The 25,634-nt window shown below is 32.8% G+C and carries 25 protein-coding genes; 10 read left to right on the top strand and 15 right to left on the bottom strand.

Annotated elements, in window-relative coordinates; genetic code table 11:
• Window positions 1–32: 32 nt before the first annotated feature.
• The 3 genes from ACFWU4_RS03635 to ACFWU4_RS03625 all read right to left on the bottom strand — a co-directional run bounded on the left by ACFWU4_RS03635 (window position 33) and on the right by ACFWU4_RS03625 (window position 2,730).
• A complete protein-coding gene (locus ACFWU4_RS03635) occupies window positions 33–518 on the bottom strand; it encodes a hypothetical protein (RefSeq protein WP_411124964.1) in 486 nt (161 codons plus the stop codon).
• A gap of 139 nt (window positions 519–657) precedes the next feature.
• Window positions 658–2,274, bottom strand: coding sequence for a phosphoenolpyruvate carboxykinase (ATP) (pckA, locus tag ACFWU4_RS03630; RefSeq protein ID WP_411124962.1), 1,617 nt, complete (start codon window positions 2,272–2,274; stop codon window positions 658–660).
• Window positions 2,275–2,340: 66 nt separating this feature from the next.
• Window positions 2,341–2,730, bottom strand: coding sequence for a DUF423 domain-containing protein (locus ACFWU4_RS03625; protein ID WP_411124961.1), 390 nt, complete (start codon window positions 2,728–2,730; stop codon window positions 2,341–2,343).
• Window positions 2,731–2,811: 81 nt separating this feature from the next.
• Between ACFWU4_RS03625 and ACFWU4_RS03620 the strand changes: the two genes are divergently transcribed.
• Together ACFWU4_RS03620 and ACFWU4_RS03615 are read left to right on the top strand one after the other, a co-directional pair.
• Window positions 2,812–4,176: a saccharopine dehydrogenase family protein gene (locus tag ACFWU4_RS03620; protein ID WP_411124959.1), complete on the top strand. Its 1,365-nt coding sequence runs from the start codon at window positions 2,812–2,814 to the stop codon at window positions 4,174–4,176.
• An 87-nt stretch (window positions 4,177–4,263) separates the two neighbouring features.
• Window positions 4,264–4,734 (top strand): Lrp/AsnC ligand binding domain-containing protein, encoded by a 471-nt coding sequence (locus ACFWU4_RS03615; protein WP_411124957.1) that lies wholly within the window; start codon window positions 4,264–4,266, stop codon window positions 4,732–4,734.
• A gap of 55 nt (window positions 4,735–4,789) precedes the next feature.
• Here the strand turns inward: ACFWU4_RS03615 and ACFWU4_RS03610 are convergent, their stop codons facing one another.
• The 5 genes from ACFWU4_RS03610 to ACFWU4_RS03590 all read right to left on the bottom strand — a co-directional run bounded on the left by ACFWU4_RS03610 (window position 4,790) and on the right by ACFWU4_RS03590 (window position 11,042).
• Complete coding sequence (locus tag ACFWU4_RS03610) at window positions 4,790–5,506, bottom strand: Bax inhibitor-1 family protein (protein ID WP_411124955.1); 717 nt, start codon at window positions 5,504–5,506, stop codon at window positions 4,790–4,792.
• A gap of 80 nt (window positions 5,507–5,586) precedes the next feature.
• A complete protein-coding gene (locus ACFWU4_RS03605) occupies window positions 5,587–6,276 on the bottom strand; it encodes a zinc metallopeptidase (protein ID WP_411124953.1) in 690 nt (229 codons plus the stop codon).
• A gap of 86 nt (window positions 6,277–6,362) precedes the next feature.
• A complete protein-coding gene (gene ald, locus ACFWU4_RS03600) occupies window positions 6,363–7,463 on the bottom strand; it encodes an alanine dehydrogenase (protein WP_411124951.1) in 1,101 nt (366 codons plus the stop codon).
• A 285-nt stretch (window positions 7,464–7,748) separates the two neighbouring features.
• On the bottom strand, window positions 7,749–8,021 hold the full coding sequence (locus tag ACFWU4_RS03595) for a SemiSWEET family sugar transporter (protein ID WP_411124949.1): 273 nt from the start codon (window positions 8,019–8,021) through the stop codon (window positions 7,749–7,751).
• A 9-nt stretch (window positions 8,022–8,030) separates the two neighbouring features.
• Window positions 8,031–11,042 carry a leucine--tRNA ligase gene (locus ACFWU4_RS03590; protein WP_411124948.1) on the bottom strand — a complete coding sequence of 1,004 codons (3,012 nt, stop codon included), beginning with the start codon at window positions 11,040–11,042 and terminating at the stop codon, window positions 8,031–8,033.
• Window positions 11,043–11,165: 123 nt separating this feature from the next.
• Between ACFWU4_RS03590 and ACFWU4_RS03585 the strand changes: the two genes are divergently transcribed.
• Genes ACFWU4_RS03585 through ACFWU4_RS03575 form a run of 3 tightly spaced genes read left to right on the top strand, consistent with a single transcriptional unit; the run spans window position 11,166 to window position 12,771 of the window.
• Window positions 11,166–12,044 (top strand): cell division protein FtsX, encoded by an 879-nt coding sequence (locus tag ACFWU4_RS03585; RefSeq protein WP_411124946.1) that lies wholly within the window; start codon window positions 11,166–11,168, stop codon window positions 12,042–12,044.
• A 58-nt stretch (window positions 12,045–12,102) separates the two neighbouring features.
• Window positions 12,103–12,471 carry a hypothetical protein gene (locus tag ACFWU4_RS03580; protein WP_411124944.1) on the top strand — a complete coding sequence of 123 codons (369 nt, stop codon included), beginning with the start codon at window positions 12,103–12,105 and terminating at the stop codon, window positions 12,469–12,471.
• A gap of 27 nt (window positions 12,472–12,498) precedes the next feature.
• On the top strand, window positions 12,499–12,771 hold the full coding sequence (locus ACFWU4_RS03575; protein ID WP_411124942.1) for a DUF3098 domain-containing protein: 273 nt from the start codon (window positions 12,499–12,501) through the stop codon (window positions 12,769–12,771).
• On the opposite strand, the gene ACFWU4_RS03570 is transcribed toward ACFWU4_RS03575, so the two are convergent.
• Genes ACFWU4_RS03570 through ACFWU4_RS03560 form a run of 3 tightly spaced genes read right to left on the bottom strand, consistent with a single transcriptional unit; the run spans window position 12,755 to window position 16,905 of the window.
• Window positions 12,755–13,873 carry a glycerate kinase gene (locus ACFWU4_RS03570; protein ID WP_411124940.1) on the bottom strand — a complete coding sequence of 373 codons (1,119 nt, stop codon included), beginning with the start codon at window positions 13,871–13,873 and terminating at the stop codon, window positions 12,755–12,757. The genes ACFWU4_RS03575 and ACFWU4_RS03570 overlap by 17 nt on opposite strands.
• 12 nt (window positions 13,874–13,885) lie before the next feature.
• Window positions 13,886–15,592 carry a sodium:solute symporter family transporter gene (locus ACFWU4_RS03565; RefSeq protein ID WP_411124938.1) on the bottom strand — a complete coding sequence of 569 codons (1,707 nt, stop codon included), beginning with the start codon at window positions 15,590–15,592 and terminating at the stop codon, window positions 13,886–13,888.
• Complete coding sequence (locus ACFWU4_RS03560; protein ID WP_411124936.1) at window positions 15,589–16,905, bottom strand: MGH1-like glycoside hydrolase domain-containing protein; 1,317 nt, start codon at window positions 16,903–16,905, stop codon at window positions 15,589–15,591. The genes ACFWU4_RS03565 and ACFWU4_RS03560 overlap by 4 nt, the downstream gene beginning before the upstream one ends.
• A 155-nt stretch (window positions 16,906–17,060) precedes the next feature.
• Here ACFWU4_RS03560 and ACFWU4_RS03555 point away from each other — a divergent pair, with 155 nt between their 5' ends.
• The 3 genes from ACFWU4_RS03555 (at window position 17,061) to ACFWU4_RS03545 (ending at window position 19,363) form a co-directional block, all read left to right on the top strand.
• Window positions 17,061–17,852, top strand: coding sequence for an undecaprenyl-diphosphate phosphatase (locus tag ACFWU4_RS03555; protein ID WP_411124934.1), 792 nt, complete (start codon window positions 17,061–17,063; stop codon window positions 17,850–17,852).
• Window positions 17,852–18,547, top strand: coding sequence for a tRNA pseudouridine(55) synthase TruB (truB, locus tag ACFWU4_RS03550; RefSeq protein WP_411124932.1), 696 nt, complete (start codon window positions 17,852–17,854; stop codon window positions 18,545–18,547). The genes ACFWU4_RS03555 and truB overlap by 1 nt, the downstream gene beginning before the upstream one ends.
• Window positions 18,548–18,628: 81 nt before the next feature.
• On the top strand, window positions 18,629–19,363 hold the full coding sequence (locus tag ACFWU4_RS03545; protein WP_411124930.1) for a hypothetical protein: 735 nt from the start codon (window positions 18,629–18,631) through the stop codon (window positions 19,361–19,363).
• Here the strand turns inward: ACFWU4_RS03545 and ACFWU4_RS03540 are convergent.
• Window positions 19,360–19,977 (bottom strand): thioredoxin family protein, encoded by a 618-nt coding sequence (locus ACFWU4_RS03540; RefSeq protein ID WP_411124928.1) that lies wholly within the window; start codon window positions 19,975–19,977, stop codon window positions 19,360–19,362. The genes ACFWU4_RS03545 and ACFWU4_RS03540 overlap by 4 nt on opposite strands.
• 80 nt (window positions 19,978–20,057) lie before the next feature.
• Between ACFWU4_RS03540 and ACFWU4_RS03535 the strand changes: the two genes are divergently transcribed.
• Complete coding sequence (locus tag ACFWU4_RS03535) at window positions 20,058–20,627, top strand: DNA-3-methyladenine glycosylase I (RefSeq protein WP_411124926.1); 570 nt, start codon at window positions 20,058–20,060, stop codon at window positions 20,625–20,627.
• 111 nt (window positions 20,628–20,738) lie between these two features.
• Entirely contained in the window at window positions 20,739–23,270 is a 2,532-nt protein-coding gene (locus ACFWU4_RS03530; protein WP_411124924.1) for a PQQ-dependent sugar dehydrogenase, read from the top strand.
• Window positions 23,271–23,346: 76 nt separating this feature from the next.
• On the opposite strand, the gene aat is transcribed toward ACFWU4_RS03530, so the two are convergent.
• The 3 genes from aat to ACFWU4_RS03515 all read right to left on the bottom strand — a co-directional run bounded on the left by aat (window position 23,347) and on the right by ACFWU4_RS03515 (window position 25,532).
• Window positions 23,347–23,970 carry a leucyl/phenylalanyl-tRNA--protein transferase gene (gene aat / locus ACFWU4_RS03525; protein ID WP_411124922.1) on the bottom strand — a complete coding sequence of 208 codons (624 nt, stop codon included), beginning with the start codon at window positions 23,968–23,970 and terminating at the stop codon, window positions 23,347–23,349.
• 272 nt (window positions 23,971–24,242) lie between these two features.
• On the bottom strand, window positions 24,243–24,620 hold the full coding sequence (locus ACFWU4_RS03520; protein WP_411124920.1) for a DUF3127 domain-containing protein: 378 nt from the start codon (window positions 24,618–24,620) through the stop codon (window positions 24,243–24,245).
• 42 nt (window positions 24,621–24,662) lie between these two features.
• A complete protein-coding gene (locus ACFWU4_RS03515) occupies window positions 24,663–25,532 on the bottom strand; it encodes a flavin reductase family protein (RefSeq protein WP_411124918.1) in 870 nt (289 codons plus the stop codon).
• Window positions 25,533–25,634: the final 102 nt, after the last annotated feature.

Below are 25,634 nucleotides of genomic sequence, written 5' to 3'. Positions count from 1 at the left end.
AAAGACCATTTGATATCAAATGGTCTTTTATTTTACAACTTAACTTCGTAAGCCCTATAATTAGAATTTCCTTCTTGCCTGTTTTTTAAATCTACTACAAAGATTTTTGAAGCCCTATTTAATATGGTATTAAAACTTTTAAATTCTGAGTTTATAAAATCATCGTAATTTATAACATTATCAGATGACATATCGCTTACTTCAATGTCATTATGGATGTAAGAGTAATGATAAAGTGTTATTTTAGCTTCTTTAGATTTTGGAGCTACACTTGAGTTCTTACTTAGCTTTCCATTATTACCAACAGATAAAGCATATTTAAAATTCTCAGTTGCAAGGTCCTTAGAAAAACTGAATGTTCTTATCTTAACAGAATCACTAACATTCTTCTCAACGACATTCATCTCCTGATTATCGGAGTTAAAAACGAGATAGACACTAAATTTCTTGGTTTGAGATATACAAATTTGACTTACGGCTAAAAATAGCAGTGCGAGGATGAGGGAATTCTGTTTCATTTTATTTTAAATAAGGAACAATATATAAAAACTCAATTTAATATTACAATCTCAGTAAACATTTTATAATCAATAAGTTAATTTAAACAAAAAAGCGATTCTAAATATTAGAATCGCTTTTATTTATTTTTCTATAAAATTAGAATGCATATCGCTGTGGACCACCACGTCTAACCTCTTCAGAAGCATAAGACTCAAACTTCTTAAAGTTTTCTCTAAAGGCGTTAGATAATTTAAAGGCCATTTTATAATAGGCCTCATCATCATTCCAAGTTGCTCTTGGACTTAATACTTCAGTTGGTACTCCAGGGCAAGTTCTAGGTTGTGCTACACCAAATACTGAATGTATATGATAATCTTCGTAAGTATAATCTTTTAAATCACCATTTAATGCTGCATTAATCATAGCGCGCGTATATTTTAATTTCATACGAGTACCTACACCATAAGGACCGCCTGTCCAACCCGTATTAACTAACCACACATTTACACCTGCATCTAGCATTTTCTTACTTAACATATCTGCATATTCTGTTGGATGTAGTGGCATAAATGGAGCACCGAAACATGCAGAAAAACTTGGAACCGGTTCTACGACACCTGCCTCCGTTCCTGCTACTTTAGCTGTATAACCGGAAATAAAATGGTACGCTGCTTGGCTGGGTGTTAGTTTAGAAATTGGAGGTAATACACCAAAAGCATCTGCTGTTAAGAAAAATATATTCTTTGGATTTTTTCCTATCGATGGTTTTCTAATATTTTCAATATGATATATAGGATAACTTACTCTTGTATTCTGGGTAATAGAAGTATCTGTGAAATCCACAACACCATTATCATCCATAATTACATTTTCGAGAATTGCGCCTTTCTTTATAGCCGCAAAAATTTCTGGCTCTTGTTCTTTAGATAAGTTAATCACCTTAGCATAACAACCACCTTCAAAATTAAAAACAGTGTTTTCTTTTGTCCAACCGTGTTCATCATCACCAATTAAACTACGATCGGCATCAGTAGATAATGTTGTCTTTCCCGTACCTGATAATCCAAAAAATATAGCTGTATCTCCATCTTTACCGACGTTTGCACTACAATGCATTGGTAGCGTTTCTTTAAAAACAGGAAGTATAAAATTTAGTGCAGAAAATATACCTTTCTTAATTTCACCTGTATAACCTGTACCACCAATTAAGGCAATTTTACGTGTAAAATCTAAAATGGCAAAATTGTGCTGACGTGTTCCATCTATTTCAGAATCTGCCAAAAAACCTGGAGCGTTTACTACTGTCCACTCAGGAGAAAAGTCTTTTAACTCGTCTTCCGTAGGTCGCAAAAACATGTTATAAGCAAACATGTTACTCCACGGATACTCATTAATAACTCTAATATTTAATTTATAGTTATCATCTGCACAAGCATAACTATCTCTTACATAAAGTTCTTTATCAGATAAGTAATGTGTTACCTTTTCATATAACTTTTGAAATTTATCACCGTCAAAAGGAATATTAATATTTCCCCACCAAATTTTATCTTCTGTTATAGCGTCCTTAACAATAAATCTATCCATAGGAGAACGCCCAGTAAATTCACCTGTATTAACAGCTAAAGCACCAGAAGATGATTCTACACCTTGTCCTTTTGAAATAGTTTCAGTTTGAAGCTCGTCTGAAGATAATTGATAATTGACCCTTGCATTTTTAATGCCGTATTGATCTAACGAAATCGTTTTCGAAGATTGAGTATGGTTTACCATAATTTTGTTGTTGTTTTAGGTATGCAAAATTAAAACTTTATTTTAAAAGAACATCCCATAAATGTATTAATCGACCTTTGTGTTTAATATTGCGATTAACATGACCACCCATGCAATAATCAACGATAATCCACCAAGTGGTGTTATTATTGCAATTGTCTTAAAATCAAAAGCTGTAAGCTCATTTGTGGCAAGGCCATATATAGAGCCTGAAAATAAAATTAAACCAATAATTACAAGATAGAATATGGTCTTTTTATATTTCAAATTCACGTAAGAGGTCGCGCCTAAAATTATAAATAAAAACGAATGATACATTTGATAGCGCACACCAGTCTCAAATGACTTAATATTATTGCTACTAACTAATTTTTCTAAGCCATGAGCAGCAAATGCACCCAAAATAATTCCTGTAATCCCAAGAATTGTACCTGTTATTAATAATTTTTTGTTCATAATTAAAGTGAAAAGTGGATAATAAATACTTAATGTATTTACTACATTCGTGCTATACAAATTTAGTCATATATACTCATTATGCGAAAAATTTTAATCATCGGTGCAGGTAAATCCTCATCTTACCTTATAAAGTATTTAATAGATAAATCACTATCGGAAGACTTACACATTACGATTGGTGATCTTAATATCGAAAATGCAAAAAAATTGGTGGGAAATAATCTTAAAGTTGATGTCATACACTTGGATGTGTTTAATGATGACTCCAGATCTTCAGCAGTTAAAAATGCAGATATTGTTGTATCAATGTTGCCTGCACGTTTTCATATTGAAGTTGCAAAAGATTGTATTACCTATAAAAAGCACATGGTGACTGCATCTTATGTTAGTAACGATATGCAAGCATTAGATGATGACGTCAAAAAAAATAATCTCATATTTATGAATGAGATCGGTGTAGATCCTGGTGTAGATCATATGAGTGCTATGCAAGTTATTGATAGTATTAGAGATAAAGGTGGTCAACTTATTTTATTTGAATCTTTTACAGGTGGCCTAGTTGCCCCAGAAAGTGATAATAACCTCTGGAATTATAAGTTTACGTGGAACCCTAGAAATGTTGTTGTTGCAGGACAAGGTGGAGCTGCTAAATTTTTACAAGAAAATCAATTTAAATATATTCCATATCACAGATTATTCAGACGGACAGAATTCTTAGAAGTAGAAAGATACGGTCGGTTTGAAGCCTACGCTAATAGAGATTCTTTAAAGTATCAGCATGTGTATGGTCTAGATCATGTAAAAACATTATACCGCGGCACGATGCGTCGTGTTGGTTTTAGCAGAGCTTGGAATGTCTTTGTACAGCTTGGTATGACTGACGATAGTTATACTATCGATGATAGTGCTAACATGAGCTATAGAGATTTTGTAAATTCTTTTTTACCATATAGCCCTACGGATTCTGTTGAATTAAAATTTAGGCATGCTTTAAAAATAGATCAAGATGATATTGTGTGGGATAAGTTTTTAGAACTAGATATCTTCAACTCTAATAAAATGGTAGAACTTCATTCTGCTACACCTGCACAGATCCTACAAAAAATATTAATGGATAGTTGGACCTTAACCGAAGAAGATAAAGACATGATAGTAATGTATCATAAGTTTGGTTACGAACTTAATGGCGAAAAATATCAGATTGATGCTACTATGGTCGCTTTAGGGGAAGACCAAACATATACTGCAATGGCAAAAACTGTTGGTCTGCCTGTAGCTATAGCAACTATGGCCATCTTAAATGGTAAAATAAAAACACCTGGTGTACAAATACCAATAACAAAAGAAGTCTACTTACCAATTTTGGAAGAACTAGAAAGCTATGGAGTCATCTTTAAGGAAAAAGAAGTACCCTATTTAGGATACAATCCTCTGAATATTTAATTATAAATTGAAATCTATTTACTACTTTTATGTTATATATTGTAACAGTATAATTTCCAATTACTCGGAAATGCAAATAAATTCTCAATGAAGGTTAATGATAAAGGTATTTATATAGATGGTATAGATAAAAAGATTCTTAGAGCGCTAATGGAAGATGCGAGGACTCCTATTTTAGGTATTGCTCGTAATGTAGGTATTTCCGGTGCCGCGATTCATCAGCGTCTTAAAAAATTAGAAAAGTCTGGACTGTTGGCAGGATCTAAGTTTATCATAAACCCAAAAGTTTTAGGATATACAACAATGGCATTTGTTGGTGTTTATTTAGATAAAGCAGTCAGTAATCCTGAGGCTGTAAAGCAATTACAAAAAGTCCCAGAAGTTATAGAATGCCATTACACCACTGGAGAGTGGAGCATATTCATAAAAATCTTATCTAAAGACAATGAACATTTAATGCATTTACTAAATACCGAGATTCAAGGTATTAAAGGGGTTTCTAGAACTGAAACATTTATCTCTCTACAACAACAAATAAATAGACAGATTAAAATATAAGTAATCAAAAAAGCTCTGATTACTCAGAGCTTTTTTATTTTACTCTTAGAATTTTTTAATCTCGCGACATAAATATTCTCAATATATACCAAAATAATAGCATTAATGAGGCAAATAAACCAAGTGCAGCTGGTATGTAGTCTTCAACACCATATTTATTAACCATATTCGAGGTTTGATATAATATAGAACCACCTGCTAATAAACACATACCAACAGAAAACCATAAACCTAAATTAAAACCGAATAATGTACCAGCAACTATTAATCCAATAGCTATGAAAAACCCTACAGTTAGACCTGTTTTTAAAAATGAAAAGTCTTTCTTAGTTAATAGGACTACTGCAGATAAACCTGTAAATAAGGCTAGTGTTACAATAGCAGCCTGATTTAGAATTTCTGGCCCAGAATCCATATAATATGCAGCAATAGCAATAAGTGGAACAAAAATTAGAGCCTCAAAAAATATATAAATGCCATAAGCAAGATATTGTTTATTCTTATCATTTGTCTTTAAAGCCATCCCTTCTGCATAATTAGTAGCCAACATAAAACCTCCTAACATTAATAACCATTTATAGCCTTCTGTCATTGACATCATAAAGTTTACGATTGTATCGCTCTGCAATAGTAACCACTCAAAAAGAATAAATACAAGAACTCCTCCTGCTACATGACTGTATGTTTTTTTATAAAACGCAACGCGTTCTATATCAGATAAACTTCCTATTAATAATTTGTTTTGATTTTGTTCGGGAAATTGATTTTCCATTGATTGTTTTTGATTATAGTTAGTTTTTAAGATAGTCCTTTTCTCTAAAAAGATGATAAACTTTAAAATAAATGTCTCTACTATCTCCTATTTAAAAACATACTTAGAAAGTAAAGTAATGTAGCCAATGAGCCTAAAGCAGCTACTAAATACGTTCTTGCTGCCCATTTTAAAGCATCCTTTGCACCAGTATGTTCTTCTGATGTTACCATATTCTTATTTTCTAACCATGCCAGAGCCCTATTACTAGCGTCGTACTCTACAGGTAGCGTTATAAATGTAAAAAGTGTAGTCACAGCAAATAATGCAATACCAACTAAAAATACATTAGATCCAAATACAGAGCCACCAGCAGACAAAGCTAAACCAACCATAATTACAATATTAGATAGCTTACTACTAATGCCAACAGCAGGTACAATTTTAGATCTTAATTCTAACCAACTATAAGCTTTTGCATGTTGTACTGCATGACCAACTTCGTGGGCTGCAACAGCAGCAGCAGCAGCGTTTCGTTGATTGTAAACAACATCACTTAAGTTTACTGTTTTATTTCTTGGATTGTAATGATCCGTTAATTGTCCTGGTGTAGAAATGACCTCAACGTCAGTAATACCATTATCAGCTAACATTTTTTCTGCAATCTCTCGGCCACTCATTCCGTTTCTTAGGCTAACTTTAGAGTAGTATTTAAACTTACTTTTTAATTTATTACTTACATAAGAGCTGACCAAAAAGATGATTCCTGCAAGTATATAGTATCCCATCATATCAATAAATATTTAATATTACTGATATAAAGATAGCAAATAGTACGCCAAAAACTAAACAAGAAACTTTGTCAGTTTATATTATATTACATGGCATCAATAGACCAATTAAAGGCTTCTGCGATTTCTTCATAGACAATTCTACCTTTAACAATATTCAATCCTTTCTTTAGAGATTTATCTTTTGCACAAGCAATTTCCCAACCTTGATTTGCCAATCGCAATACATAAGGCAAAGTAACGTTTGTCAACGCTAATGTAGATGTGTAAGGCACAGCACCTGGCATATTGGCTACACAATAATGAACAACATCATCGATAATAAATGTAGGATCCTCGTGTGTGGTTGCCTTTGTTGTTTCAATACAACCGCCTTGATCTACAGCAACATCGACCAACACTGTTCCTGGTCGCATATCCTTAAGCATGTCTCTAGTGATTAATTTTGGAGCTTTTGCCCCCTTAACTAAAACACCACCAATTATTAAATCGTGATCTTGTATGCGCTTTCTAATATTAAATTCGCTCGAAAACTCTGTCACTACATGAGGAGGCATAACATCATTTACATAACGTAATTGCTTCATGTTAATATCCATAATCGTCACATGAGCTCCTAAACCAGCTGCCATCTTAGCCGCTTGTATTCCTACAACTCCCGCACCAAGCACTAGCACTTTTCCTGGAGGTACACCTGGTACACCACCTAATAGTACACCACGTCCTTTAATAGGTTTTTCTAAATATTTAGCGCCTTGTTGAATAGCCATTCTTCCCGCAACTTCAGACATTGGAGTTAATAAGGGTAAAGAACCATCTTCATCTTCTACTGTTTCGTAGGCAATGCAAACGGCTTTACTTTGTATCATCGCTTTAGTTAAAGGCTCGCTTGATGCAAAGTGAAAATAAGTAAAAACGACATGATGTGATTTAATTAACGGGTATTCTTCTGCAATAGGTTCTTTTACTTTAACAATCATATCAGCTGAAGCATAAACGTCTTCAATAGTATCTAATACTGTTGCACCTACATCTTTGTAATCTTGATCAAAAAAACCGCTGCCAAAACCAGCATCTTTTTGCACAAATACACTATGATTATTTTTTATTAGCTCATAAACACCAGCAGGTGTCATGCCAACTCTATTTTCATTGTTCTTGATTTCTTTTGGGACTCCAATTTTCATTTGATAGTTTTTAAGTATTAAATCTACTAAATGAAATGCACTATAAAAAATAAATTAATTACGCCCATTCCATGTTAGTAGATTACTGAGATTAATAGCATTGTGAATTACTATTAAAAAAAAATAGAATCCAAATTTAGACACTAAATCAAAGCTATTTTTACGGAATTATTATTTTGAAGGCATAATTTTAAAAAATATCTAACAAGTACCTCATTTTCAGTTTAATATAATAATAGTTGAACGTAAAATTAATTCGTTGAAGTGAAATTAAGAATTGTATTGCTACTTTCTATTTCTGTATTTAATTTTAAAAACAAATAACAATAGCGCAGAAAAAACAGTAATACTATTTGCCAAAATTAAAGACAGACTTTTTAAGGAGATTCCGTAAATTAACCAAAGTACAACACCTGTAAAAAACATAATTAACATGGATATTGATAAACCTGAAACATCTTTTGTTTTCCAAGTCTTATAAACTTGTGGTAGAAATGCAGCCGTTGTTAAAACCGCAGCACAAAGCCCAATAATTTCTATATAATCAATATTTTCCATTGTTTTTAATTAACCTACGATATTTACAATCTTACCAGGTACTACAATAACCTTTTTAGGTATACGGCCATCTAATTGTGCAATTGTTTTTTCGTGTGCCATTACTGCGGCTTCAATTTCGTCCTTGCTCATATCCATGGGTAACTCCATCGTAAAACGCATTTTACCATTAAATGAAATCGGATAGTTCTTACTGCTTTCTACCAAATGACTCGCTTCAAATTTTGGAAATGGAGCAGTAGAAATAGTCTCATTATTTCCTAATTGCGACCATAATTCTTCTGCTATATGTGGAGCATAAGGAGATATTAAAACCAATAATGGTTCTAGTATATCCTTACTTGTACACTTTTGAGCCGTCAATTCATTAACTGCAATCATAAAGGTAGACACTGACGTATTAAAAGAGAAATTCTCAATATCTTCCTCTACTTTCTTTATGGTTTTATGTAATGTCTTTAGGTTGTCTTTTGTAGGTTCTGCATCATTTACATTTAAAGCCTCTTGGCCAACATATAGTTTCCACATCTTCTTAAGGAAGTTGTGTACACCTGTAATACCAGCTGTATTCCATGGCTTGTATTGTTCTAATGGCCCTAAAAACATCTCGTAGAGTCTTAAACTGTCTGATCCGTATTGTTCTACAATATCATCTGGATTAACGACATTGTATTTAGATTTAGACATTTTTTCGACTTCGCGAGAAACTTTAATTTTTGTATCACTTGTAATATCTTGATTTTCAACAACTATTTTACCATTATAAAAATGCGCTCCTTGCAGTGCATCAAATCTCTTATCTTTAGATAGATTGACTAAATCAATTTCATTTTGAATATTAACATAACTAACATCAATATTAGTTGTTTTAAAAGATTTATAAGCTTTTGAATAGTCTATATATTTAGTGTTAAATTCTTGATGAATACTTATTTTTTCATTCAGAAAATCACTTAGTGTATCCGGTAAATTTTCGAGCGACCCCTCTTTTTGATCTAGAATATCAAAGAATTCTTTATTAATAATAATTTGACAAAAAGAAGAAGCATCATCACTATCATCAATTAAACGACCTTCAACTATATATAAAAAAGCACTTTCTCCCAAAATCATTCCTTGGTTAATCAACTTCTTAAAAGGTTCTTCAACATTTACAAAACCTCTATCTTTCAATAATTTCACCCAAAAACGTGAGTATAATAAATGGCCTGTAGCATGTTCACTTCCTCCAATATATAGATCTACATTTTCCCAATAGTTGAGTGCGTCTTCACTTGCAAAGGTTTCGTCTCGCATGGCATCTTCCATATAACGGAAAAAGTACCAAGAACTTCCTGCCCAACCTGGCATGGTGTTGAGTTCTAAAGGGTGAATGGTTGTATTGTTTATTTTGTCATTACTAACTACAGTATTAGATTCTGTACACCAAGCCCAAACATCTGCGCGACCTAAAGGTGGTTCACCTTCTTCGGTTGGTAAATACTTCTCAACTTCTGGTAATACAATTGGCAAATGTGCTTTATCAATCATCTGTGGCATCCCGTTAACGTAATATACTGGGAATGGTTCTCCCCAATAACGCTGTCTAGAAAATACGGCATCACGTAAACGGTAATTGGTTTTTCCTTCTCCTTGGCCTATTTGTTCTAATTCGTAAATGGCACGTTTGGTTGCTTTTTTGTAGTTCATTCCGTTTAAGAAATCACTATTTGCAATCTTTACATTGTCTTTAGAGCCGTAAGCTTCTTCAGAAATATCAATGCTTTCAAAAATATTAGGAATGTCAATATTAAAATGCTTTGCAAAGTCATAATCGCGCTGGTCGCCACATGGTACCGACATTACAGCTCCTGTTCCGTAACTTGCTAAAACGTAATCACCAATCCAGATTGGAATTGGTTTTTTTGTAAAAGGATGTTCTGCATAAGCTCCTGTAAAAGCACCAGAAATGGTTTTTACGTCTGCCATACGATCGCGTTCGCTTCGTTTGGCTGTTTTTTCTATATAGGCTTCTACTTCTGCTTTTTGTTCTGGTGTTGTTATTTTTGAAACCAACTCATGTTCTGGTGCTAGTGTCATAAAGCTAACTCCATAAATGGTATCTGGTCGTGTGGTAAATACATCTATTTTTTCGTCGTGCTCATTAACCTTGAAAGTTACAGAAGCACCAACCGATTTACCAATCCAGTTTTTCTGAATATCCTTTAAAGCATCTGTCCAATCAATAGTATCTAAGCCTTGCAATAAACGTTCTGCATAAGCAGAAATTCGCATACTCCATTGCGTCATTTTCTTTCTTACAACAGGATGACCTCCACGTTCAGATACACCATTCACAATTTCATCATTGGCTAAAACCGTTCCTAGGGCAGGACACCAATTCACTTCTGTTTCTGCTAAATAGGTTAGCCTATATTTTAAAAGAATTTCTTGTTTCTCAACATCTGAAAACGCTTTCCACTCTTGGGCAGTAAAGGCTTCAATATTTTCATCACAAGCAGCATTTACAGTTGTGTTTCCTTCAGATTCAAATTTTGAAATTAAAGTTTTTATGTCTTCTGCTTTATTTGAATCATTGTTATACCAAGATTCAAACAGTTGAATAAAAATCCACTGTGTCCATTTATAATATTCAGGACTAGATGTACGCACTTCTCTACTCCAATCAAAAGAAAAACCAATTTGATCTAATTGTCTTCTATAAGTAGCTATATTAGTTTCAGTTGTAATAGCTGGATGCTGACCTGTTTGTATCGCATACTGCTCTGCAGGTAATCCGAAACTATCATAGCCTTGAGGATGCAATACGTTAAAGCCTTTATGACGTTTGTAACGCGCATAAATATCACTAGCAATATAGCCTAATGGATGACCAACATGTAAACCTGCACCAGATGGATAAGGGAACATATCCAAAACATAATATTTTGGTTTGTCACTTGTATTAGACGCTTTAAACGTTTCGTTTTTTGCCCAGTAGTCTTGCCACTTTTTATCGATTTTATTGAAATCGTACCTCATTGTATTCTCCTTGAAATAAGGTGCAAATTTAAAGGTATTACAACACAATAAAAAACTAAACGTTGTAATACTGCACAGATGTAAATTCTTTATTATTTTTACAACATCAATTAGCATTAATCCATGGCATCTTCCTTTGACAATTATCAGAAACGTAAACTAATATCTTCATATATTTCTGTGGTTATAAGTATTGCTTTGGTTTTATTTCTTTTAGGTTGTCTTGGACTCTTGGTTATTAACTCTAAAAAAGTAGCTGACCATTTTAAAGAACAAGTGGTTATGACTATTTACGTAACTGATACAGCCAAAGAAGTGGAAGTTAATCAGCTGAAGAAAAGTTTAGCCATGGCAGATTATACTAAAGAAGCAAAATATGTGTCTAAAGAAGCCGCTGCCGAATTTATGAAAGCTGATACTGGTGAAGATTTTATGGATTTTGTTGGTTATAATCCGTTAAAAAATTCAATTGACGTTTATCTTAAAGCAGATTATGTTACTACCGAACAACTCACTGAAATCACTGAGAGTTTATCTAACAAAACCTTTATTGAAGACATACGCTATGATAATGACTTGGTAGAATTAATGAATAATAACGTAAAAAAAATCACATTTTGGGTATTAATAATCAGTGGTTTATTTACCCTTATTGCTGTTCTTTTAATTAATAGCTCTATACGACTAGCAGTATATTCTAAACGTTTTATCATTAAAACGATGCAGATGGTTGGTGCCACAAAAACCTTTATCCGAAGACCTTTTGTTTGGAAAAGTGTACAACTAGGAATTATTGGAGCTATTGTCGCTTTAATAGGTATGGCAATCGTTTTATACTATTTAGATATAACATTTCCTGAGCTGGAGTTATTAAAAAATACAGTTTTAATTGTTGCCTTATTTGTTGGCATATTCGTCTTAGGTATTGTGATTACTTGGATTAGTACTTTTATTGCGACACAGCGTTTCTTGAATTTGAAGACAGATCAGTTGTATTATTAGTTGTTGGTTATTAGAAAATAAACAGACTTAATTATCGTTCTAAAATAAACCGCCAATCATGAAAAAGTCAACCATTACTGCAGTAGCTTTAAGCTTAACTTTACTCTTAGCTTTATTTTTTTTACTGAAATCTTGTGTTATTCAAAATACGAAACCTGAAGATTGTGAGATTATTGATATAAAAATCACTCAAATTACAGAAGGCACGAGTTATGATATTGTATTTCATAGTAATGAATTTAAATCATTTTATATTAATAGAGGTTTAGAACAAGGATTAAATTTAGATTCTCTTAAGAGAAAAGTTTTAAATAAAACCGTTACTTTGCATCTAGCTAAGATAATGGGTGGTGTTACCTCAAACCACATTTCGCAAATGGCATTGAGTGATACTATTATTTTTACAGAATTCGATACAGATAATTAAAGTAATCCTGCTTTCTCAGGACATATTATGGGAGAACAAAAACGTAAACAAGACTCAAAAGGTGATTTTATCTTTGGTAAAAAAAACTATAAGTTTATGCTTATAGGATTGGCATGTATTGTTATAGGTTTTATACTTATGTCAGGCGGTGGAAGTGACGATCCAAACGTATTTGACCCTTCTATCTTTAGTTGGAGACGTATTAGATTGGCACCAACCTTGGTTTTAATTGGCTTTGGTTTTCAGGTTTATGCTATTCTTCTAAATCCGAATAAGACAAAATCTAAAGAGAAGAAATAAAATCTCTAGTTATAGTTTCTAAATAACGTTTAGTATTTCTTAAAGCATCTTGTAAATTTTCTGCTATTTCCATTACAGAAGCCGAATAATTAATTCCCATTTTATTAATCGCTTCAATTTCTAATTCAATATTACCACAAAAAGCAGCTACGTTAATTTCAAATTTCTTTGCAGAGTTTATAACACCACTGAGGGCTTTTCCTGATAGTGTTTGATCATCGAGTTGACCTTCTCCTGTAATAATCCAATCTGCCCCTTCAATTTTAGCATCAAACTGTGCCATCTCCTTTATTAATTCAATTCCTGGTGATAATTCGGCGTTTAAGAAAGTAACACAAGCCGCTCCCATACCTCCTGCTGCACCTGCTCCTTTTATTTTTTGAGTTTCTATATTAAAATGATGGTCTAATACCTTTGAAATATTTTGCAATCCATTTTCTAAATGTTCAATTTCTAAATCGTTTGCTCCTTTTTGTTTGGCGTAAATATAAGCAGCACCTTCTTGTCCATACAAAGGATTACTAACATCACAAGCAATTTGAAAATTAATCGATTTCAATCTTTTATCCACCATAGTATCATTAATAGACACTATATTATTTAACAGGCTGCCAATAGGCTTAACTTCTTTATTTTCCTTATCAAAAAAGCGATAACCTAGAGCAGTTGCCATGCCTATTCCACAATCGTTTGTTGCACTACCACCTAACCCTAAAATAATGTGTTCTGCACCTTTATCTATGGCATCTACTATTAATTCACCTGTGCCATGAGTTGATGTATACATGCAGTTCTGATCCTTATAATCAAGAAGCTTCATACCAGAAGCTTCAGCCATTTCTATAAAAGCAACTTTAGACTTTTCTGAATACAAATAAGATGCAAGTACTGATTGAAAAATCGGATTATTAACAGTAGTTTGAATCGTTTTTCCATCCAAATAATAATTTATAACTTCTATGGTACCATCACCACCATCAGCTAATGGCAGTTTAATTACCTCAGCATTTAAGCTAGATGATAATATAGGTTCTATAATATCACAAAATTCGAGACCTGTTAGTGAACCTTTAAATTTATCTGGAGCTAGAATGATTTTCATAATCTTAATATACTACCCTAAAATATTTGGAAGGAAATAACTAAAAACGAAAATAAAAATGAAAAAGGCAATAAGAATGACACTCTCCTTTTGCATTAGATCCTTAGAATTAAAACTATAAGATACTTCCATTTGCTTTGCAGGTACTTTTTTGGTGAGTTTACTAACTATAACTGCTACAATAACTGCAATAATAAATCCAGTAAAGTTGTACCAAATCCAAAATAAATCGGGTACATTATTAATCCCAAATTCTGAAAGGGCTGTATGAATTGAAACTTCACCAGAATAAAAACTACCTTGACTAAAAAAGTAAACTAGATCTGGTAAATACTTAAAAATTAAATTAACTACTACTGCCGTAACAATAGCAAAATTCATGCCTATATGATTGACCTTTTTAAGGAAAATTGCAATTATAAAGGCTGCTAATATTGGTCCAAAAAACAAGGATGATATAGCATTTATTAATTCAATAACTGTACTTTGACTATTACCAAAAAGATAAGCTGCGGCTATACAGATGGTTCCCCAAAAAACCACTAAACCTTTTGACAGGAACATATATTTTTTCTCAGACAACTTCTCTTCACCACTATTAAAGAAATCTTCAATCGTTACTGCACTTAATGAGTTTATAGTAGAACTTAATGAAGACATTGCCGCAGACATAATGCCTACCATCAAAATTCCTATAAGTCCATTAGGAAGATAATTAGTAATAAAAACAGGGATCATTAAATCCGGTTTCATACCACTTTTAGCAAACTCTGCTGGATAGTGAACCTTGGTTGTTTGCTGTATACTTTCATAAAACTCAGGAATGCTGGTTACTAAATACCCGATAATTAGTCCCATAATACAATAGACTAAAACTACAGGGAATCGCAATAAACCATTAGCTAGTAATAGTTTTTTAATAGTGCCTTCATTCTTCGCTGACAATAAGCGTTGTGCCTGTGTTTGATCAGTACCATAATACGACAAATACAAAAACAATCCACCTATAAACATTGGCCAAAACCCATAATCCTCTCCGCTGAATAAACCTAGATTAGAAAAATCAATAACTTGAAGTCTATCAGCATCAAAACCTTCGAAAGTACCTGTGTCTTTTAATAAACCATATCCTATAATTAAGCAAATAATAAGCCCAGCAAACAAAATTATCATTTGAATAGCATCACCCCAAACTACCGCTTTCATTCCTCCTTGATAAGAATAGACTAAAGTTACTACACTAATGATTAGAAGTGTCCAATGGAAACTTATACCAACAACAGCCTGTATTATTAATGCCATAGTAAACACCATAACACCAGTTCCTAAAGCACGACTAATTTGAAAAACAACACTGATAAGTTTTCGGGTAGATTTAGAAAAACGACGTTCCAAATATTCGTAGATACTTACAATCCCAGACTTGTATAACGGCGGAATTATAAAAAACATAATCCCAATCATTGCTAACGGAACAGCAAACTCAAAAGTTAACCATTTCATACCTCCATTGGCCTTTAAACCTACAAAAGCTGGTGCAGAAATAAAACTAATGGCAGATAGTTGAGTTGCCATAGTCGATAAACTTAGAGGAAACCAGCCTAAACTTTTTCCTCCTAAAAAGTAATCCTCAGAATTTTTATTCTCTTTAAAAAAGTAACCCATAGCCATAAAGCCTATGAGGTATACCGCAATTACTGTATAGTCTAGCCAATTCATAATTTGTCTTTTAATAAGTCGATTGTTAATGCGGCACTCCAAGAAAAATTATGACCTCCATAAGCTCCATTTTTACCTTCTGATTTTCGAGAGTCAAAATATTCGTAAAAACCGTGTTCTTCAATTAAAGTCAATGTATCGGCTTTAATTCGTTTTGCAATGTCTGTAAAATTATAGTATTTCATTCCTCTAAAGAGTAGCCAGTTTAAATTAATCCAAACCGGACCTCGCCAGTATTTTACAGGATTAAATTTATCACTTTGCGGATCAAATGAAGCACATAAATAACGCTCTTCCTCTCCAAATTTAGTCATTAAAGTATTTACCATAATATAAGCACGCTCTTTACTCGGAATACCAGCGAAAAGCGGCGTAAAAGAGGATGAAGTTATATAGGACAATTGTTTCTCATTTCGTAAATCGTAATGCACATAAGCTTTTAAGTCTTTATTAAATAACTTCTCATTGAATCTTGCTTTTGCTTTGGTTTGCCATCGATTTAAAGTAACTATTTTCTCTTCGTGACCTCCTATCAATTCATAGAGCTCAATTAATGCTGAATTAGATTTTATAAGTATGGCATTAAAAAGAGGGTCTTGTACTAAAAAGGGTGATAATTCTGCAATTTTAGCATCATCATAATTATATGCTTTTGCAATCTCTAAAAGATGGATATAATTATCATACTCTCTATTGGTTGGTCGTTGAGCAGCATCTACATGTGTTGTATCTTTTCTTTCGTATTTATATTTTGGAGGATCCATGGTTTCCCATATTTCATCCCAAATAGGTGAATTATCCGTGCCCGATTCCCAATTATGGTAGATATAAACCAAACCTTCATTATATGGGTCTCTATGGCCATAAAAATGCTGATGATTCTTATAAATTTTATCTATATTTTGTTTTATGAACGTTAACATATCAGCTTTGTCTTCTACGATATCATAAAGCTCTTTTAAAACAAAACCAGTGACTGGAGGCTGAGTAATTCCTGTTGTTTTTACATTTTTTGGACAATCTGGATGCAAATCTGTACGATGATAATCTGGCCCTGGAAAGTACGTATCACTATCGTTATGAAAAACAATATGTGGAATAAAACCGTTAGCCCATTGCCCACTTAATAAAGCCTCTATTTCTCTTTTAGCTTTATTTGAATCATAATGAGCAAAACCAATTGCTATAAAACCAGAATCCCAATGCCATTGGAAAGGATATAAACCTTCACATGGAATTGTAAATCCTTGTTGGTCGTTAAAATTAGAATTGAGAACATTTATTGCTCCTTTTACTAAATTTTTATCTATCATATATTCTTATTGAATCCTTAGTCGACTGAAAGTTTTCTAAAATTAGAATAAAAATCTTAATTCGAATTTAATTATAGACAAATATTAATCTTAGGTATAAAATGATTTTTAATATTTTTTTGTCTATCGTTTCTTATTAATGCTACTTTTGTGCTATGGAAATTTTAGACGCAGTATTATTAGGAATTATTCAAGGTTTAACTGAGTTTTTACCTGTTTCTAGTAGCGGACACTTAGAACTAGGAAAAGCAATTCTTGGTGATAACTCAGTACCAGAAGAAAGTTTAATGTTTACTGTAGTACTACATTTTGCCACTGCATTAAGCACTATAGTCGTTTTTAGAAAAGACATTTTAGAAATTCTAAAAGGTATTTTTAAGTTTCAGTGGAATGAAGATTTGCAGTTTATTTCTAAAATTGCTGTATCTATGATACCTGCCGTTATAGTTGGTTTATTTTTTGAAGAACAACTAGAAGCGCTTTTTGGAGGGAACATTCTATTAGTAGGTTGTATGCTTATTGTAACAGCAGTTTTATTATTCTTGGCTGACAGTGCAAAAAATACAGAAAAAAAAGTATCGTTCTCTAATGCATTCATTATTGGTATATCACAAGCTATTGCCATGCTTCCAGGTATATCACGATCTGGTGCTACAATTTCCACTTCCGTTCTTTTAGGAAATGATAAAACTAAAGCTGCTCGATTTTCATTTCTAATGGTGGTACCATTAATTTTTGGGAAAATTGCAAAAGATATTCTTGGTGGAGATTTAACCTATGACAGCTCCAATTTTACGGCATTGAGTTTTGGTTTTATTGCAGCATTTGTATCTGGGTTAATCGCTTGTACTTGGATGATTAGGCTCGTAAAACAAAGTAAACTTAGCTATTTTGCTATCTATTGCATCATTGTAGGTGTTGTTGCTATAATCTGGTCACTACTCTAATGACTACCGAAGAAGAATTTAAAAATGGGCAGGTTTTATTAATTGATAAACCTCTAACATGGACATCTTTTCAAGCTGTTAATAAATTACGTTGGGCCATAAGACAGGCATTCTCAATTAAAAAAATTAAGGTTGGGCATGCTGGCACTCTAGACCCTTTAGCTACTGGTCTACTAGTTATTTGTACTGGTAAAATGACCAAGCAAATTAATACATTTCAAGGTCAGGAAAAGGAATATACTGGGACTTTTGTTTTGGGAGCAACTACACCTTCTTATGATTTAGAATCAGAGATAGATAATAGGTTTCCAAAAGATCACATCACAGAAAAACAAATACACGAAACAACGCATCAGTTTATTGGTAAAATTGAACAGTTTCCTCCGATTTTTTCTGCTTTAAAAAAAGATGGGAAACGTTTATACGAATATGCACGAGCAGGTGAAACTGTTGAAATTAAATCTCGTGAGGTAGAAATTTCAGAATTTGAAATCACCCAAATCAATGATTTAGAGTTAAAATTTAGAGTTGTATGTAGTAAGGGCACTTACATAAGGTCCCTAGCTCATGATTTTGGTAAAGCATTAAATTCTGGTGCACATCTTTCTGAATTAAGACGCACTAGGATTGGTGAATTTAAGATTGAGAATGCTTTAACACCTCAAGAATTTATTGATAAGCTTCCACTGAAATAATCATTTAACAGGAGATTAGGATTGTATTTTAAACCATTTCGTTCTTATATTCGTATATAGAGTCATATAAACCTCATTTTTTTGAATCTAATTGATAAACATAAAGCACTACTCATAACATTTCTTTTATCAGGAATTGTTGTATTTAGTTTATTTAGTATTCAACTAAAACAACATGGTGATTTTATTTCTGAAAGTTACTACGAAATGGAACCAGAACCAGATTTAACCGAAGAAGAACTTGAAAAACTAGAAGATTTAAACGCACCTTCTACAAATAAAGCTTTTAACGAAGATCAAGAATACAAGGACATGATGCGCAATTTTAAAACCGTTAGCGCTAATGATTTTGAGCGTACGACAAAGGCAATCGAAGAAGCAAAAACTACTGATTTACAAGAAGAAATTAATATCAATAAATCGTATTCTAATGGCAATGCTTATGCTCTAAACTCTGAAGAGACTAAATCTTATAAAAAATTACAAGAGGAATTAAGTAAACGCTTAGAAAATAAAAAACAAGCTGACGAACATGCTAAAGAAAAAAGTACGCTAACTTACTCCTTAAAAAATAGAATCTTAGAATACTACAAGACGCCTCGATATCTCTGTGAACGTGGAGGAAAAATAGTAGTGAGTATAAAAGTGAATGAAAAAGGTGAAGTGTTTGATGCTTATATAAATGGCTCGTCCAATTCAAATAATCCATGTTTAACAAATCATGCGATTGAATACGCCAAATCGGTTCAATTCGATAGTGCCTCTAAAAAAAATCAATTAGGAACAATTACCTTCTTATTTAAGGGTAAATCTTAGTTGAGAAGATCTAAAAGGTCTTCTATTGTAGATTGCCCTTTATCCTTGTTATACCATCGCTGTAAGTCTTCTTTAAACTCAGGAGTTAACTTCCCATACTCAGACTTATAATCATTTACCATTTTTGTAGCTAAAGATGGTCGCGGGCCAAATGTTCCAATTACTTTGTTAGTATCAGTGTCAATGGCAATTAATTTTGGTATAGACTTTCCTCCGTTAGTAAGAAACTCATTCATTAAAGCATCATTTTCATCTCTCAATACGACTTTATAATCAATATTTTTATTGAGTTCAGCTACTTTGTTAATTACAGGCATAATATGTGCAGCATCACCGCACCAGCTTTCTGTTAATACTAACCAGGTCACCTTTTTATTAAAACTTTCTATACCTTTTTTAACTCCATCAGATAATTTCACAGTCTTATCCCAACGCTTCATGCGACGGTCATTGAGCATAGTATAATTTACTAGAGCTTCCGTTTTTTCATTTCCTGTTGTTGATTTCTCATCAACTAATTTAGAAACTAACTCGCGATAGTCCTTATATGATATTCCTTTTTCTAAGCTTTTAGAGATTATATTTTTTATCATGTTGTTTTCTAAAACGTTCATAAAACAAATTTAATATTGTTTAATCATAATTTATGTTACACTTGTTACCTTAGTAGTATTAATTTATAAAACTTACAAAGATGGGAGATGATAAACATAGATGTGGTTGGTGTGTTGGCGACCCTTTATACGAAGCTTATCATGATGAAGAATGGGGAGTGCCTGTTTATGATGACGCTACATTGTTTGAATTTTTGATTCTTGAAACCTTCCAAGCTGGTTTAAGTTGGATTACTGTGCTCAGAAAACGTGAAAACTTTAAAAAAGCCTTTGATAATTTTGATTATAAAAGAATTGCAGAATATCAACAACCAAAAATTAAAAACCTATTACTAGATGCTGGCATCATTAGAAATAAACTGAAAGTAAATGCAACAGTAAGTAATGCTATAGCGTTTATGAAAATTCGAGAAGAATTTGGTTCTTTTTCAAAATACATCTGGGCATTTGTTAATAATAACCCTATTAAAAACAAACATAGAAATTATAAAGATACACCTGCAAACACAATTCTTAGTGATACCATCAGCAAAGATTTAAAAAAGCGAGGATTTAAATTTGTTGGCTCCACGGTAATTTATGCTCATATGCAAGCTACTGGTATGGTAAATGATCATGAAGTTTCTTGCTTTAGGTATAATGAAGTTTAATTGCGATTCAACTAAAATATCTTACACTAGGTCTGAAACAAATGATACGTGCTCAATTTTCGTTATCTTGCGTATCTTAATTCAGGATTCACATTTCAAGACCTAGAAACAATGACCTATTCAAAATCAGTTATTTATATATTTATCTTTTCACTATCATTTACATTAAATGCTCAAATTACTTATGAGTCAGCATTTCCTAATTTAAATTTTCAATTCCCAATTGAAATTCAAAATGCTGGAGACGCTACAGATAGATTATTTGTTGTTGAGCAACCTGGAAGAATAAAAGTATTTCCAAGAAATCAATCAGTATTAGCCTCAGAAATGTCAACTTTCTTAGACATTACAGATAGAGTTGGTTTTTCTTTTGGTCAAGAAATTGGATTATTAGGACTTGCTTTTCATCCCAATTACGAAGTAAATGGTTATTTCTACGTGTACTATACTGCACCTATTAGTTCTAGCACTGATAAAGTAGTTTTATCGCGTTTTAGCGTCAATGCTACAGATGCGAACTTGGCTGATGCAAATAGTGAACTAGTAATTTTTGAATTTGACAAAAACCAAACAAATAGTAATCATAATGGTGGTAAAATTGCTTTCGGTCCCGATGGATATCTGTATATTTCTATAGGAGATGGTGGAGGTGGTAATGACCCTCAAAATAATGCGCAAGACAATACTATTGCTTTTGGTAGTATATGTAGAATAGATATTGATTTAGATGGGAATAATCCAACAGAAACCAATCCAGATAGCCCAACTGGAAACTACGAAATACCAAGCGATAATCCTTTATTAGGTAGCGCTGGACTTGATGAAATTTATGCCTATGGTATAAGGAACACTTGGAAATTTTCATTTGATGATGTCACTGGCAGACTGTGGGCTGCTGATGTAGGTCAAAGTGCGTTTGAAGAAATAAATATCATTGAAAATGGCGAGAATTATGGATGGAAGCGGTTTGAAGGATTCAGTGTTGCAAATGGTGGCACAACTATTAGTGAGCCTACTACATTTCCAATTTATGTATATGACAGATCACAAGGTGATTTATCGGTAACAGGTGGTTACGTATATCGTGGTTCTGAAATTACAAGTCTTAGTCCTAGTATTAATTCAAAATACATTTATGGTGACTATATCAGTGGTAGAGTTTGGGCTTTAGATTATAATGCCACTACTGGTGCTACGGACAATACACTCCTTTTTCAAACTAATGGTGAATTTATTTCTTCTTTTGGTGTTGACAAAAACGGAGAACTCTACTTCAGTGATTATGGTAACAGCTCTCAGATATATAAATTAGTAGATGGTACCACTACAAATTCTGGTCAAGCCGTAAATGGTATTGGTGTTTGGAGTGAATTAAATAATCAGAGTGTAAGTGGGGAAGTGAATGCAATAGCAACAGCATCTAACGGAAATGTTTATCATGGTGGTAATTTTAGTCTTTCTGGTAGTTCTTCAATTAATAATATTGGGTTTTGGAATGATACATCTGGCTGGAACGCCATGGGAGACGGAACAAGTGGTGTTATTAATGCCATTAAAATTGCCCCAAATGGAGATGTATATGCTGCAGGTATATTTTCTGAAATAGGAAATATTTCTACTAGTAATATTGCCAAATGGAATGGCAGCTCTTGGGAGGCCTTAGGAAATGGAATTATTGGATCTATAGCGGCATTAGAGATTGATAATCTAGGAAACGTTTATGCTGGCGGAGTATTTGAAGAAATAGGAGGCCTTACTACGAGAAATATTGCTTATTGGAATGGAACCACCTGGAGTAATCTTGTAGATGCATCAAACACCGTTGCTGGAACAAATAATGAAATAAGATCTATGGCTATTGATAATACAGGTATCCTTTATGTCGGTGGAAATTTTGACGAAGCTGGTGGAGTATCTGCTAATAGAATAGCTACATGGGACGGAAATAATTGGGGAACTCTTGGAACTGGAACTAGCGGATTTGTACAATCTATAACAACGACACCAACTGATATATATATTGGTGGTAATTTTTCTATTGCTGGCGGTATTACGGTAAATAGGATTGCTAAATGGAATAAAAGTAGCACGACTTGGTCAGCTTTAGGTAATGGATTAAGTAATATTGTGAACACGTTAATACATGATGGGACAAACCTTTATGCAGGCGGAAATTTTAGAATAGCAAATAACAATGTATCAAATAGAATTATAGTTAATAATATTGTTCAATGGAACGACACGAATAATTGGACTCCTTTGGGAACAGATACTGCCGTCGGTGTAGATGTTAAAATAAATTCATTACAATTTGCAGCTAATGGAGACGGAATTAATAGAATATTTGCAGCAGGAAATTTTTCATCTGCAGGTTTAATAAGCACTGAAAGTACTGCGCAATGGTTTTTAGAAAACACACTTAGTAATTCGGATAATCATAGTTTCTCAAATTTTCAGATTTTTCCTAATCCAACTAGTTCAAAAATAAATTTAAGTTATGAGTGCAACTGGCTTCTTACAGACTCACTAGGAAGAGTTATCAAAACAGGAAGAAGCAATGAGGTATCCTTAATTACATTGCAATCTGGTTTATATTATATTAGAATAAATAACATCCGAGTTTTTAAAATTATTAAACAATAATATTGAAAAAATAATTCTTCTTTCATATATTAAATTGAAGAAAACTTTCATTTTGAAACGCCAAAATTTTTAAAAACTAAAGATATTTCTGGAATTCTAATCTAGAAATATGTTTTCCCCCAAGACTCTCTAAATGGTTTGTATGTAATTGACAATCTATGAGTTTATAGTCAGAATTTTGAATAAAAGTTATAAAACCAACTTTACTTGCATTGCTTACTTTGGCAAACATACTCTCACCGCAAAATAAACCATTACCTAAATCAATACCATATAAACCGCCGACTAACTCTTCATTTTGCCATACTTCAACAGACTTAGCATAACCTAAATCGAAAAGGTCGCTATATGACTTTATCATGTTTTCTGTAATCCAAGTCCCTGATTGTCCGTTACGCTTAGCATAAGCACAATTCTGAATTACAGAAATAAAATCTTTATTAAACGTAACTCTAAAAGCTTTTTTTTTAAGGACCTGCTTCATACTTTTAGATACTTTTAAATCTTTAGGAAATATAACAAATCTAGGGTCTGGTGACCACCAGAGTATAGGTTCTTCATCTTCAAACCATGGAAAAACACCATTAGCATATGCATGTAATAAGCGTTCTGTAGACAAATCTCCTCCGACCGCCAAAAGGCCTTCAATAGAGGCTTCAGATACATCAGGAAATTCTATTTTATGAGTTAAAAAATGCATTATCAGGACATTAAAGAAGTTATTTCTTACATTTTATAGTTAAAAACATCTCTTAGTTTTGATAGTAATGGAATTTTACAGATATTTACATTGATCTTTATTAGATAAATTTGTTCATCATTGCTTTTTTTAAGTTTGTTTGTAAAGGTCAAACCTAAAACCACAATACTGAGTCTCGACTAACCATCGAGACTTTTTTTATATCAAATAAAAAAGACTTGTTCTTATTTTCAGAAGCAAGCCTTTATTATATGATAAATTTCAAAACTTATTTAAAATGGTAAATCATCGTGATCATCCTCTTTTAAATCACTAACAGGCTCAAAAGCTTCTGTTGGTGGCACAGGTGGCATATCTCCACTCGCAGCTTCTGCTTGTAAAGCTTCAATTCTCCATCCTTGTATTGAATTAAAGTATTTTGTCTCACCTTGAGGGTTCACCCATTCTCTTCCTCTTAAGTTAATATTAATTTTAACTTGTTGACCTACCTGATAACTATTGAGTAAATCCGTTTTGTCTTGAACAAACTCAACCATAATATGTTGTGGATATTGCTCTTCAGTTGTAACTACAACTTCTCTTTTTCTAAATCCATTACTTCCAAAAGTTTGTGTCTCACCAACCACCTTAATTCGTCCTTGTACTTCCATTTTGCTTAATCTATAATTTAAATTTATGTTCTTTATTTTAATTTACGAAAGTAATAACTTCCATGCACTTTCTACATCTCCATAGCTCAAATAATTTTGAGCTAATTTATGCTTTTTTCGATGTGAAGCCAGCTTAATCTCAGGATAACGCTCGCTTATATTTTTTATAAAACTATCTATATCTTCTTTACTTGGCAAAGATTCAACATTAGCTAACATGCCTAAATTATTACCAGTTAAAATCATACTATCTTTAACATGTTCTGGTAAATTATCCACTCCAATACCCATAGATCGTAAAGGCTTAGGTATTTCAAAGAAACCTCTTTTAGCCCTACTGTAATAACTTCCTCCTGCTCTTGCAACTAAATCTAAAGCCTCCTGATTTATTGTACTATCAGCGTTCATAACCTCATCAGAAATATGAAATTTAACTACTTCACAAATCACTAAATTACCTGCTCCCCCTTCTGTCCCTAATTTAATAATATCGTTAACTTTACATTCAAATTGAATAGGAGATTCAGCAACTCTAAAGGGTTTTATCTCGTCGGATGGTAACATAGTTAATCCTGCCTTTTCAAATTCATTAACATCTTCGGGATACTCGGTACTACTTAAAGACATTTGATGTACTATCTCATAATTTACAACATTAATAACAACCTCCTTAACAGATTCAACATTCAACAACGTATGTTTTATGGTATTATCTCTCACTCTTCTTGCTGGAGAGAATATCATTATTGGCGGGTTGGCACTAAAAACATTAAAAAAACTGAAAGGCGATAAATTAGGCTTGCCATCGGCGTCAATTGTACTAGCAAAAGCTATAGGTCTTGGAGAAACTGCACTTAATAAGTAGCTATGTAGTCTTCCTGTTGTAAGATCTTTTGGATTGAATGAAATCATGTAGTCAACCGATTTTGAACAAATATAATTATATTGGTTTGCTGATGAAAGCAATTAACACAGATATAAGCACAATATTATTAACAGTTTTGCATTATATTT

It is taken from the genome of Winogradskyella sp. PE311 (genome assembly GCF_046545555.1).
In the GTDB taxonomy this organism is placed as follows: Bacteria; Bacteroidota; Bacteroidia; order Flavobacteriales; family Flavobacteriaceae; genus Winogradskyella.
Note: the sequence above shows the minus strand (reverse complement) of the source record. Positions and strands in the feature narration are given on the sequence as shown.

Bases quoted from the DNA above. Each gene is read 5' to 3' on its own strand.
- ACFWU4_RS03560 (WP_411124936.1), bottom strand. From the start codon at position 16,905: ATGATAGATAAAAATTTAGTAAAAGGAGCAATAAATGTTCTCAATTCT.
- ACFWU4_RS03585 (WP_411124946.1), top strand. From the start codon at position 11,166: ATGGCATCTTCCTTTGACAATTATCAGAAACGTAAACTAATATCTTCA.
- ACFWU4_RS03595 (WP_411124949.1), bottom strand. From the start codon at position 8,021: ATGGAAAATATTGATTATATAGAAATTATTGGGCTTTGTGCTGCGGTT.
- ald (WP_411124951.1), bottom strand. From the start codon at position 7,463: ATGAAAATTGGAGTCCCAAAAGAAATCAAGAACAATGAAAATAGAGTT.
- ACFWU4_RS03540 (WP_411124928.1), bottom strand. From the start codon at position 19,977: ATGAACGTTTTAGAAAACAACATGATAAAAAATATAATCTCTAAAAGC.
- ACFWU4_RS03615 (WP_411124957.1), top strand. From the start codon at position 4,264: ATGAAGGTTAATGATAAAGGTATTTATATAGATGGTATAGATAAAAAG.
- ACFWU4_RS03620 (WP_411124959.1), top strand. From the start codon at position 2,812: ATGCGAAAAATTTTAATCATCGGTGCAGGTAAATCCTCATCTTACCTT.
- ACFWU4_RS03570 (WP_411124940.1), bottom strand. From the start codon at position 13,873: ATGAAAATCATTCTAGCTCCAGATAAATTTAAAGGTTCACTAACAGGT.
- pckA (WP_411124962.1), bottom strand. From the start codon at position 2,274: ATGGTAAACCATACTCAATCTTCGAAAACGATTTCGTTAGATCAATAC.
- ACFWU4_RS03580 (WP_411124944.1), top strand. From the start codon at position 12,103: ATGAAAAAGTCAACCATTACTGCAGTAGCTTTAAGCTTAACTTTACTC.
- ACFWU4_RS03555 (WP_411124934.1), top strand. From the start codon at position 17,061: ATGGAAATTTTAGACGCAGTATTATTAGGAATTATTCAAGGTTTAACT.
- ACFWU4_RS03535 (WP_411124926.1), top strand. From the start codon at position 20,058: ATGGGAGATGATAAACATAGATGTGGTTGGTGTGTTGGCGACCCTTTA.
- ACFWU4_RS03515 (WP_411124918.1), bottom strand. From the start codon at position 25,532: ATGATTTCATTCAATCCAAAAGATCTTACAACAGGAAGACTACATAGC.
- ACFWU4_RS03610 (WP_411124955.1), bottom strand. From the start codon at position 5,506: ATGGAAAATCAATTTCCCGAACAAAATCAAAACAAATTATTAATAGGA.
- ACFWU4_RS03590 (WP_411124948.1), bottom strand. From the start codon at position 11,042: ATGAGGTACGATTTCAATAAAATCGATAAAAAGTGGCAAGACTACTGG.
- ACFWU4_RS03635 (WP_411124964.1), bottom strand. From the start codon at position 518: ATGAAACAGAATTCCCTCATCCTCGCACTGCTATTTTTAGCCGTAAGT.
- ACFWU4_RS03625 (WP_411124961.1), bottom strand. From the start codon at position 2,730: ATGAACAAAAAATTATTAATAACAGGTACAATTCTTGGGATTACAGGA.
- truB (WP_411124932.1), top strand. From the start codon at position 17,852: ATGACTACCGAAGAAGAATTTAAAAATGGGCAGGTTTTATTAATTGAT.
- aat (WP_411124922.1), bottom strand. From the start codon at position 23,970: ATGCATTTTTTAACTCATAAAATAGAATTTCCTGATGTATCTGAAGCC.
- ACFWU4_RS03520 (WP_411124920.1), bottom strand. From the start codon at position 24,620: ATGGAAGTACAAGGACGAATTAAGGTGGTTGGTGAGACACAAACTTTT.
- ACFWU4_RS03565 (WP_411124938.1), bottom strand. From the start codon at position 15,592: ATGAATTGGCTAGACTATACAGTAATTGCGGTATACCTCATAGGCTTT.
- ACFWU4_RS03605 (WP_411124953.1), bottom strand. From the start codon at position 6,276: ATGATGGGATACTATATACTTGCAGGAATCATCTTTTTGGTCAGCTCT.
- ACFWU4_RS03575 (WP_411124942.1), top strand. From the start codon at position 12,499: ATGGGAGAACAAAAACGTAAACAAGACTCAAAAGGTGATTTTATCTTT.
- ACFWU4_RS03530 (WP_411124924.1), top strand. From the start codon at position 20,739: ATGACCTATTCAAAATCAGTTATTTATATATTTATCTTTTCACTATCA.